At 42.8% G+C, this 11,102-nt stretch carries 8 protein-coding genes and 1 tRNA gene; 8 read left to right on the top strand and 1 reads right to left on the bottom strand.

Features of this window, described 5'->3' with window-relative positions; all coding sequences use genetic code 11:
* The first annotated feature begins 34 nt into the window (after positions 1–34).
* A tRNA-Pro gene (locus tag AB9H30_RS16520) sits at positions 35–111 on the top strand.
* Positions 112–157: 46 nt separating this feature from the next.
* Here AB9H30_RS16520 and AB9H30_RS16515 read toward each other — a convergent pair.
* Complete coding sequence (locus AB9H30_RS16515) at positions 158–1,318, bottom strand: iron-containing alcohol dehydrogenase (protein WP_371195825.1); 1,161 nt, start codon at positions 1,316–1,318, stop codon at positions 158–160.
* 249 nt (positions 1,319–1,567) lie between these two features.
* On the opposite strand from AB9H30_RS16515, the gene AB9H30_RS16510 reads away from it, so the two are divergent.
* From AB9H30_RS16510 to AB9H30_RS16480, 7 genes are all read left to right on the top strand, one after another.
* Entirely contained in the window at positions 1,568–2,071 is a 504-nt protein-coding gene (locus AB9H30_RS16510; protein ID WP_371195824.1) for a fasciclin domain-containing protein, read from the top strand.
* A gap of 640 nt (positions 2,072–2,711) precedes the next feature.
* A complete protein-coding gene (gene tig, locus AB9H30_RS16505) occupies positions 2,712–4,016 on the top strand; it encodes a trigger factor (RefSeq protein ID WP_371195823.1) in 1,305 nt (434 codons plus the stop codon).
* Positions 4,017–4,104: 88 nt separating this feature from the next.
* A complete protein-coding gene (gene clpP / locus AB9H30_RS16500) occupies positions 4,105–4,731 on the top strand; it encodes an ATP-dependent Clp endopeptidase proteolytic subunit ClpP (RefSeq protein ID WP_371195822.1) in 627 nt (208 codons plus the stop codon).
* Between the two features lie 24 nt (positions 4,732–4,755).
* Positions 4,756–6,033, top strand: coding sequence for an ATP-dependent protease ATP-binding subunit ClpX (gene clpX / locus AB9H30_RS16495; protein ID WP_371195821.1), 1,278 nt, complete (start codon positions 4,756–4,758; stop codon positions 6,031–6,033).
* A gap of 110 nt (positions 6,034–6,143) precedes the next feature.
* Entirely contained in the window at positions 6,144–8,489 is a 2,346-nt protein-coding gene (lon, locus tag AB9H30_RS16490) for an endopeptidase La (RefSeq protein ID WP_371195820.1), read from the top strand.
* A 275-nt stretch (positions 8,490–8,764) separates the two neighbouring features.
* The gene (locus AB9H30_RS16485; protein ID WP_371195819.1) at positions 8,765–9,037 is read left to right on the top strand and encodes an HU family DNA-binding protein; all 273 of its coding nucleotides are present in this window, start codon (positions 8,765–8,767) and stop codon (positions 9,035–9,037) included.
* A 172-nt stretch (positions 9,038–9,209) separates the two neighbouring features.
* Positions 9,210–11,096: a SurA N-terminal domain-containing protein gene (locus AB9H30_RS16480; protein ID WP_371195818.1), complete on the top strand. Its 1,887-nt coding sequence runs from the start codon at positions 9,210–9,212 to the stop codon at positions 11,094–11,096.
* Positions 11,097–11,102: the final 6 nt, after the last annotated feature.

Below are 11,102 nucleotides of genomic sequence, written 5' to 3'. Positions count from 1 at the left end.
CTTCCGCACCATCTTAAAAAAATTTCTTATGTATCGGTGAGTGGCGCAGCTTGGTAGCGCACTTGGTTTGGGTCCAAGGGGTCGTAGGTTCGAATCCTATCTCACCGACCATCTTTCAAGTAAAACAACGATTACGATGTTGCCGTAGCTCGGTAGTTTAGGTGTAGACCTGCACGTAAAGCTGCTTAATTTGTTCGAAGGTTGGCACCAATGGGTTGTTTGAGGGCGAACCCGAGGCAAGCGCCTGTTCAGCCATCGTATCTAATACATCAATGTAATCTGCCTTTACAATCCCATATTCCGTCATTGATGGCACTTTTAATTTCTTATTTATCATTGTTAAAAAATCGATTAACGCTCGATGACATGCCGCCTCATCCACTATTGTATCTATGAGACCCATATGTAAGGCGCATTCAGCATATTTTCTGGGATTGCCACTCAGTGAAAACGCGGTAATGGTAGGCAACAACATTGCATTACTTAATCCATGTGGGACGTGAAAATGCACTCCAAGCGGTCGACTCATGCCATGTACTAAAGCCACTGATGCGTTTGAAAATGCAATCCCTGCCATACAAGAGCCTAGCATCATTGCTTCTTTGGCTTCGCGATGGTCTGGTTGAAAGCAAGCTTCTAACAGGTTTTGAGCAATTAGCTTCATTGCTGATGTTGCGTGCTGGTCGGTAAATAAACTGGCTTTCTTACTGACATAGGCCTCAATCGCATGAGTTAGCGCATCAATACCGGTATCTGCAGCTACTCTAAATGGTACAGTTAGCGTTAACTCGTAATCAACGATGGCAGCCTTAGGCATTAATCCTGGGCCCATGCATAACATTTTTTCTGATGACACACTGTCACAGATAATTGTTACCCGAGTGCATTCTGAGCCGGTTCCCGCCGTTGTCGGTATAGCGATAACCGGCATACTTTGTTGGCGGATCAGCAGCGGTACTTTGTAGTCGCGCATATGTCCACCATGCGTCGCTAGCAAAGCAATGGCCTTTGCGCTATCAATAGCACTGCCTCCGCCCAGCGCGATAATACAATCGAAGTTGCCCTCAGCCACCATGCTTGTAGCAATCGCTATCGACTTGTCATCAGGCTCTTGCATCACCTCAGAAAATACCGCTACATCGATGTGATGAGCGAGCAGGATTTCTTGAAGTTTTTTTACGACACCTAATTCCAGCATTGTATTGTCAGTGATGATACATGGGCGCTGGACCGCCAAATTCTCCAGAACCTTAGGAAGGTGCTTTATTGCGCCAGCGCCAATTTGCATGATACTCGGTAAATATATTTCAGCAGACATAAAGCTTTATTCCCATTTAGGTGATTCAGGTAAACAACTGACAAGAGTGACTGCGCTTACAACTGAATAGAGGTCTTCATAAGGTTAAACTAAATTCATAAATTAAACTAATTTAACAATGAATCCAAAGCCTTAACACACTGTGTTAACTGTCAGTGATGTGGAGTTCTATTAATAAATAGCTCCGGGCGAAGAACTTGCCGCTAGGCGTCATCATATGATTTTTAAACCAACACATAAGGATTTACCATGAAACTGTTTAATATTAAAAATGCAATTTTGATTATGTTCGCCAGCTTAGCAATTAGCACGGCCGCTAACGCGCACAACCACGGCAATAAGCAAGATATCGTTGACGTAGCTGCATCAACCCCAGACTTTTCAACCTTAGTTGCTGCTGTAAAAGCCGCAGGCTTAGTTGACGCGCTCAAGGGTGATGGTCCGCTTACGGTGTTTGCTCCTACGAACGCTGCGTTTGCCAAGTTACCGGCGGGCACTGTCGAATCGCTGCTGTTACCAGAAAATAAGGAGCAGCTCGTTGCCATTTTAACGTACCACGTGGTAGCGGGAAAAGTAATGGCTGCTGATGTGGTGAATGTCACATCTGCAACAAGTCTACAAGGACAAGACATTACTGTAAGCGTAAATGATGGCACTGTAATGGTCGACCAAGCCACTGTTGTGGCGACTGATATTAAGGCTAGCAATGGCGTTATTCATGTTATTGATTCGGTAATCATGCCTAAGAACTAAGGCAGCACGTTTATTTATGAGTATTATTAGCCGGCACCTTTGCCGGCTTTTTTTAATGCATTATGCCCTGCAATAGTTGTGCTATACTGCGCGCCAGAAAATACGCGGATAGAAGTTACTTTGAACTTATCCAGATTAATCGTCTCTATACTTAGTTAGTCGTAACTTATGGGCAAAGCATGCATTGGGAATATGCGCTGATTGGTTTGTTGTTGTTAATGAACGCATTCTTAATGGCCAAGCTGTCTTATAAATCAGCAACGAATAAAACAGATAAACAAGCAGCAGTGGTTTTTCAATCGCTCTTGCTTTCTATGCTCTTTTTTCCAGCTAGCTGGCTCCACTGTTGGTATTGGAGCAGGCGCTTGCCTGACAAAGGCTTTATAAAATTTGATTAAATACCGGCCAAAATTTCAGATGTGCGTCTAATCAGCGTCTAATATTTCAACATATATGCGAGCTCAGTAATTTATTTGCGACTAATTACAGTAAAGCGCTCGACTCAAACACCTCCTCTCTGTATAATCTGGCGTCCTTTTTTAACACGGGTGCGCTGGTATTCACTGCCGCTCTCGCCATTGTAGCTTTGGTTACATAAGATTTCACAACGCGTAGATAAACGCATAGTTGAGGTAGAAGAATGCAAGTGTCTGTAGAGACGACTCAAGGGTTAGAACGCCGTCTTACCATTACCGTTCCTGCGGAATCTGTAGATTCGGCAGTTAAAGCACGCTTACAACAATTAGCAAAATCACAACGTATAAACGGATTTCGTCCAGGCAAAGTACCTGTCAGTGTAATCAAAAAGCGTTTTGGTGCGGCAGTTCGTCAAGAAGTTGCTGGCGAAGTAATGCAGCAAAATTTTTACCAAGCAATTATGCAGGAAAAAATTAACCCTGCAGGAATGCCGGCATTTTCATTAGTCAAGGATGAAGATGGACAAGATTTAGAATTCGCAGCAACCTTTGAGATTTATCCTGAAGTTGAAGTGAAAGGCTTAGATAAAGTCGAGGTTGAGAAGCCGGTTGTTGAAATTAAGGCAAAAGACCTTTCTGAAATGATGAAGACGCTTCAAAAACAGCACGCTGATTTTAAAGAAGTAAAGCGCAAGGCCAAAGATGGCGATAAAGTGTACATCAATTTTGTTGGCACTATCGACGGCGAAGAGTTTGACGGTGGAAAAGCTGAAGACTTCCCACTAGAACTTGGTAAAGGCCAAATGATACCTGGATTTGAAGACCCATTAGTGGGTGCAAAAACCGGTGATGAAGTTGTATCTAAAGTAACCTTCCCAGAGGATTATCACGCAGAGGCCTTAAAGGGCAAAGATGCTGAGTTCGCAATTAAAATAAACAAAGTTGAAGGTTTAAACCTTCCTAAAGTTGATGATGAGTTTGCGCTATTGTTCGGTGTTAAAGAAGGCGGTGTAGAAGCGCTTGAAGCTGAAGTTAAGAAAAATATGCAGCGTGAACTTGACCAGACTCTGAAGACGCTAATCAAAGAAAATGTTATTGCTGGTTTATTAGCTAATAACGAACTTGACCTGCCAGCTGCGCTAGTAGAGCAAGAAGTTAACGCATTGCGTGAACAAGCAAAACAGCGTTTTGAACAGCAGGGCAACGCAGCTAATATGCCTGAGCTACCGGCGGAGCTATTTACTGACAATGCAAAACGTCGCGTAAGCGTGGGTTTATTACTCGGCGAGATCATTAAAAATAATAAACTTGAAGTTGATCAGAATCGAGTCGATACATTGATCGAACAAACCGCGTCAGCGTATGAAGATCCAAGTGAAGTTGTTGAATACTACAAAAACAATAAAGAATTGTTGCAGCAAATTCAAAATCTTGCACTTGAAGAGCAAGCAATCGATACCATATTAAGTCAAGCGAAAGTAAAAGAAGTTAAAAAATCGTTTGATGAGGTCATGAACAAAAAAGCGTAATTTATGGCGCTTGTCATTGACTTAACAGGTTATCAACTGATTAAATGCTCGGACTATCCGGGCATTTTTTTTACACAAAAGAGACCAAATGAATAATAAGATCCCAGACATAAACAACGCACTTGTACCTATGGTTGTAGAGCAGACCTCTCGTGGAGAGCGTTCTTACGATATTTATTCTCGCTTATTAAAAGAAAATGTTATTTTCTTAGTTGGCCAAGTCGAAGACCATATGGCTAATCTCATCGTAGCGCAAATGCTATTTCTTGAAGCCGAGAACCCAGAAAAAGATATTTTCTTATATATTAATTCACCTGGTGGTTCAGTCACCGCCGGCATGTCTATTTATGATACGATGAATTTCATTAAGCCAGACGTCAGTACCGTTTGTATGGGTCAAGCTGCTAGCATGGGTTCTTTTTTATTGAGTTCTGGCGCGAAAGGTAAGCGTTACTGCTTGCCAAACGCGCGAGTGATGATTCATCAACCTCTTTATGGTTTCCAAGGTCAAGCGTCTGATTTTGAAATACATGCCAAAGAACTGTTGTCGATAAAAGATCGAATGAATAGAATAATGGCCGAAAATACCGGTCAAGATTATGAAAAAGTCGCTAAAGATACTGACAGAGATAACTTTCTTAGTGCTCACGAAGCGGTAGACTATGGTTTAGTTGATAGCGTATTGACCAGTAGAGAAGATGTGGGTAAAAAGTAACCCACAGCAATAAAGGCAGATATTATGAGTGATGACAATACCAAAGAAGGCGATAACAAATTACTGTATTGCTCTTTTTGTGGTAAAAGCCAGCATGAAGTACGCAAGTTGATCGCCGGTCCCTCGGTGTTCATTTGTGATGAATGCGTGGAATTGTGTAACGATATTATTCGGGAAGAAATCAAAGAGATTTCACCCAAGCAAAAAACCGACGCCTTGCCTACACCGGCAGAAATTCACAAGCATTTAGACGACTATGTTATCGGTCAGGAGCACGCTAAAAAAGTTCTGGCAGTAGCGGTTTACAATCACTACAAGCGTTTGCGCAACGGTGATGTGCATCAAGGCGTAGAGTTAGGTAAAAGTAACATTCTGCTGATAGGCCCTACCGGAAGTGGTAAGACTTTGTTAGCCGAAACACTCGCCAGATTGCTCGACGTGCCATTCACAATGGCTGATGCAACTACCCTAACAGAGGCTGGTTATGTTGGTGAAGACGTTGAGAATATTATTCAAAAACTTCTGCAAAAATGCGATTACGATCCTGAAAAAGCACAGCGCGGGATTGTGTACATAGACGAAATTGATAAAATTTCGCGTAAATCTGACAATCCCTCTATTACCCGTGATGTTTCAGGTGAAGGTGTACAGCAAGCACTACTTAAGTTAATTGAGGGCACAATTGCATCAGTTCCTCCACAGGGCGGTCGTAAACATCCTCAACAAGAATTTTTGCAGGTTGATACGTCTAAAATTTTATTTATTTGTGGCGGTGCATTTGCCGGTTTAGATAAGATAATTGAGCAAAGAAGTGCTACCGGTACTGGTATTGGTTTTGGGGCAGAAGTTAAAACCACCAAAGAGAAAAAGGCGCTCACTCAGTTATTCAAAGACGTTGAGCCTGAAGACTTAGTGAAGTACGGTCTAATTCCTGAGTTTATTGGCAGATTACCAGTCGTTACGAGCCTTGAAGAACTCAGTGAAGAGGCGTTAATTGAAATTTTGACGGCGCCTAAAAATGCTATAACCAAGCAGTATGCAGCACTATTTGCGCTTGAAAATACTGAGTTAGAGTTTAGAGAAGACGCACTTAGAGCCATCGCGATTAAAGCGATGAATAGAAAAACCGGTGCCCGTGGACTTAGGTCAATTGTAGAAGCTGTTCTGTTAGAAACGATGTATGACTTGCCTTCGAGTCCTGATGTTGCCAAAGTTGTGATTGATGAAGCCGTAATTAAAGGCGAATCTAAACCATTGCTGATATATGAGAGTGGTAACGACAAAAAAGCCGCGTCAGAATAGTTAAAAGATGCGTACATAAAGGGCCTTTTAAGGTCCTTTTTTGTCAATCCCTTTGAACTTTGTGCAGTCATCCCCATATAAACAATCACGTTGAGAAATAAGAGATAAAAATGACTGAGAGTGCTTTACTCAGAAATATGCCAGTGTTGGCATTGAGAGATGTTGTGGTGTACCCACACATGGTGATCCCCTTATTTGTGGGCCGCGAAAAATCCATTCAATGCTTAGAAGCTGCGATGGATAACGATAAAAAAGTGTTTTTAGTTGCGCAAAAAGATGCCGGAGTAGACGAGCCGGAAACGACGGACGTATTTGATGTCGGTACGGTCGCAACGATATTACAGTTGTTAAAGCTACCAGACGGCACAGTAAAAGTGCTTGTAGAGGGCAGTGTCCGCGGCAGTATTGCTAATTACATTAAGATCGAGCCCTTTTTTATTGGCGATGTGAATGTCCTAGATGATCAGCTAATTGATGATGCAGAGCAAGAAGTGCTTATTCGCTCTGCGGTCTCTCAATTTGAAGGCTACGTTAAGTTAAATAAGAAAATCCCTCCCGAAGTACTGACGTCTTTAAATGGCATCGAAGATGCCGCGCGACTTGCAGACACAATGGCCGCGCACATGCCTTTGAAGCTTGAAGAAAAGCAAAAAGTCCTTGAAATGCGCAGCGTTACTGAGCGCCTTGAGTTCTTGATGGCGCTTATGGAAGGTGAAATAGATCTGCTGCAGGTCGAGAAAAAGATTCGTACTCGCGTGAAAAAACAGATGGAAAAAAGCCAGCGCGAATATTATCTGAACGAGCAAATGAAAGCGATTCAAAAAGAGCTGGGTGAATTAGACGATGCCCCAGATGAGTTTGAAGCACTGAATAAAAAAATTACCGAAGCTCGCATGCCTGAAGAGGCATTAGACAAGGCAAAGGCAGAACTTAACAAGCTTAAAATGATGTCGCCAATGTCTGCAGAAGCGACTGTCGTGCGTTCATATATCGAATGGCTGGTATCTGTGCCGTGGTATAAACGCAGTGCGGTTAAGCGGGATTTAGGCCGGGCGGAAGACTTACTCGACAGCGACCATTATGGATTAGAAAAAGTAAAAGAGCGGATACTTGAATATTTAGCGGTTCAGCAGCGCGTAAAAAAATTGAAAGGACCTATCCTCTGTTTGGTTGGGCCGCCAGGAGTTGGTAAGACTTCACTTGGCCAATCTATTGCAAAAGCTACTGGCCGAAAGTATGTGCGCATGGCCTTAGGTGGCGTCAGAGACGAAGCCGAAATTCGTGGGCATCGGCGTACCTATATTGGTTCATTACCAGGTAAATTGATTCAAAAAATGTCGAAAGTTGGTGTCAAAAACCCGCTGTTTTTACTGGATGAAATCGATAAAATGTCGTCAGATATGCGAGGCGATCCTTCGTCTGCCTTGCTAGAAGTCCTAGATCCGGAACAAAATTCGACATTCTCAGACCATTATTTAGAATTAGACTACGATTTATCTGATGTGATGTTTGTTGCGACCTCAAATAGTATGAATATCCCAGGACCTCTTCTCGATAGAATGGAGGTCATTAGACTTTCAGGCTATACGGAAGACGAAAAGCTGAATATTGCCTTACGACACCTTATAGCAAAACAGATTTCCCGTAACGGCTTGAAAGAAAAAGAGCTGAAAATTGAAGAGTCAGCAATTATTGGGGTAATTCGATATTACACTCGTGAAGCTGGCGTGCGCAGTTTAGAGCGTGAAATTTCTAAAATATGCCGCAAAGCGGTTAAGAACATTTTGCTGAAGAAGGTCAAAGCGCCAGTGCTTGTCAATCAAGACAACTTAAAAGACTACCTAGGTGTGCAGCGTTTCGATTATGGTAAGGCCGATAAGAACAATCAAGTTGGTCAAGTAACAGGCTTAGCGTGGACCTCAGTAGGTGGTGATTTGCTGACCATTGAAACCAGTGTAGTGCCTGGCAAAGGTAAAACAACCGCAACCGGTTCTTTAGGTGACGTGATGCAAGAGTCGATAAAAGCAGCTCAAACCGTAGTGCGCTCACGTGCTGAAAAACTCAGAATCAATCCTGATTTTTATGAAAAACGTGATATCCACATTCACGTGCCAGAAGGTGCAACCCCCAAAGACGGACCTAGTGCAGGTATTGGAATGTGCACCGCATTAGTTTCATCGCTAACCGGCAACCCGGTGAGATGTGATGTGGCAATGACAGGCGAAATTACCCTCAGAGGGGAAGTCTTAGCCATCGGGGGATTGAAAGAAAAGCTGCTTGCTGCACACAGAGGGGGCATTAAAATCGTGATTATTCCTCATGAGAATGAAAGAGATTTAGAAGAAATTCCCGATAACGTAAAGGGTGACTTGCAAATTTACCCGGTAAGATGGATAGATGAGGTGTTAGACATTGCCTTACAAAATCCAGTTGAAGCGGTGCAAGTGGCGTCCTAAATGGTTTGTGGAGCATATTTTCTGCTCCAAATTGATAAAAAGTAACAAAAAACACAAAAAAATTAACTTTTTTTAAAATTAGGTATTCACATCCACTCTAGTTGTGCTACCTTTATATGTATTCGCTTGAAGCCTTGTAAACAAAGGGATAGCAAGCGTTTTAAAAAAGCAAAATTATATCGTCATTAACTCCTAGAACGGATTACAAATGGAGTAGTGGCAATCAACGTTAATTTATTAGAAAGCAATATAATAACAATGAAGGGGATCATATTGTGAACAAGTCTCAACTTATCGATAAAATCGCTGATGGCGCAGATATTTCTAAAGCCGCTGCTGGTCGTGCTCTAGATTCATTTACTGACGCAGTAACTTCTGCCCTTAAAGATGGCGATCAAGTCGCTCTAGTTGGTTTTGGAACTTTTTCAGTTCGTGACCGTGCTGCTCGAAGCGGTCGTAACCCACAAACTGGCGAAACCATCCAAATTTCAGCTGCTAAAGTACCTTCTTTCAAAGCTGGTAAAGCATTAAAAGACTCTTGTAACTAAGTTCATAAGTTTCAAATTTTGAAAGGCGATGGATTCCATCGCCTTTTTTTATGGTCGAGGGGTTAAAATCTCGCGTATTTCCGCGAGTATGGGTATAATCTGCGCCCAAGTTTAAGTTACATATGACATGATCATCTTGTAAGCCCCAATTTAAAAAAGGTTGTTGAAAACAATGTTAGAAAGAATTCGTGATGGTATCCAAGGACCATGGGCGATGGCAATCGTTGCTCTTATCGTCGTAAGCTTCGTATTTACTGGTGTAGGAGGCTATTTATCATCTTCTGCAACAACTGCAGCGGCCATTGTAAACGACCAAGAAATACCGGCATCTACTCTGGATCTTGCTTATCAAAATGAGCGCGCGCGCATGGAAGCTCAATTTGGTGATGCGATCGGTGATCTGTTTGCAAATGAAAATTATTTAGCGGATTTTCGTCGAGGCGTGTTAGACAGATTGATTAACGAAGAACTTATCGCACAAAAAGCCACAGAATTAGGATTGAGAGTCGGCGATGACGAGATCAAAGCCGCCATCGTGCAATTACCTGAGTTTCAATTGGTAGGGCAGTTTAATAATGAAGCCTACAACTCTGCATTGCAAAGGGCCGGTTTTACACCTACTCAGTTTGCCGAATATATGCGCACGCAAATGACACGCCAACAGCTTATTCAAGCATTAAATGGTTCTTCATTTGATGTTAAAGCTTTGGTTGCACAATCCCTTACCATACAGCAGCAAACCCGCAATGCTTCTATTCTAGAAGTGGGTGCCGCGAACTATTTAGCGGATGTCAGCCTAAGTGAAGAAGAGATTGCTGCTTACTATAACGCTAATTTGAGTCAATACGACACCCAAGAACAAGTTAGACTCGCTTATGTTAGCTTATCTGTATCAGACTTAGTGCCGCAGGTAGATGTGACAGAAGAAGACGTTCGGTTCCAATATGATGAACAATTAGAGTTTTATAAAACACCTGAATTACGCTCTGTTTCGCATATATTGATTGAGTTTGACGACGATGCTGACGCCGCAAGAGCCGAGGCTGAAGCAACATTAGCAATGCTCCAGTCAGGTGCAGATTTTGCTGCGACCGCAGAGGCCAAGTCAGACGATATCGTAAGTGCAGAAAGTGGTGGGGAATTGGGGCAGGTAAACCCTGGTGATTATCCTGCAGAGTTTGAAGATGCGGTGTTTGCAATGTCGCAAGCCGGCGAAATTTCTGGCATAGTGGAAACTGAGTTTGGTTTTCATATTATCAAGCTCGATACCTTTACCGCTTCGACAACAACGCCATTTGAAGAGGTTGCTGATGAGATCAGGGAGGACTTAATTGCTAACCAGGCGACGGATTTGTTTTTTGAGCTCCAAACACAGATGCAAAGACTTGCCTTTGAAGTGCCTGATACCCTCGAAGAGATCGCTGCCATTACCAATCGTCCAGTGTTTGAAACGGTACTTTTCAGTGCCGCTCGTTACCCTTCTGCTGTGGACTTTCCTCAAGTAGAAAACGTTGCTTTTTCGGCTGAGCTTATCGAAGATAGAGTAAACAGTGAGCTCTTGCAGGTTTCAGATGAAAAAGTCATGGTAGTCCGAGTTGTTGAACATAACCCAGAGCGAACTCGCGCTTTGGATGAAGTTAGAGCTGGTATTGAAACGGCGTTGCGTGCAGATAAAGCACAGTTAGCGGCGATGCAGTGGGCGCAAGACTTACAAAGTAAAATGTTCAATGAAGAAGATGTGCAGCCTATGCTGGATGCAAAATCCTTGAGTTGGCAAAACCTCGAAACGCTTTCAAGACGCAGTGCAGATGTAGCGCCGGAGTTAGTAGACGCAGCCTTTGCCTTAAGTACGGTTAAAGACAATAATTCCTCAGTTGTCACTTTAAGTAATGGTAACGTCGGAGTGGTAAGGTTGAATGCGGTAAATGCTCCCGCTGTATTGACTGCTGAACAGATAGCTAGCGCACAGCAGCAGTTCACAGGGCAATATGCACAGCGCACCTATCAAAACTTTGTGGAAGCGCTTAGAAGCAATGCAGAAGTGCAAATCATTAATTAAGATTGG

The organism is Glaciecola sp. SC05, from assembly GCF_041380235.1.
Lineage (GTDB): Bacteria > Pseudomonadota > Gammaproteobacteria > Enterobacterales > Alteromonadaceae > Glaciecola.
This window is presented reverse-complemented; position numbering and strand designations above follow the sequence as displayed.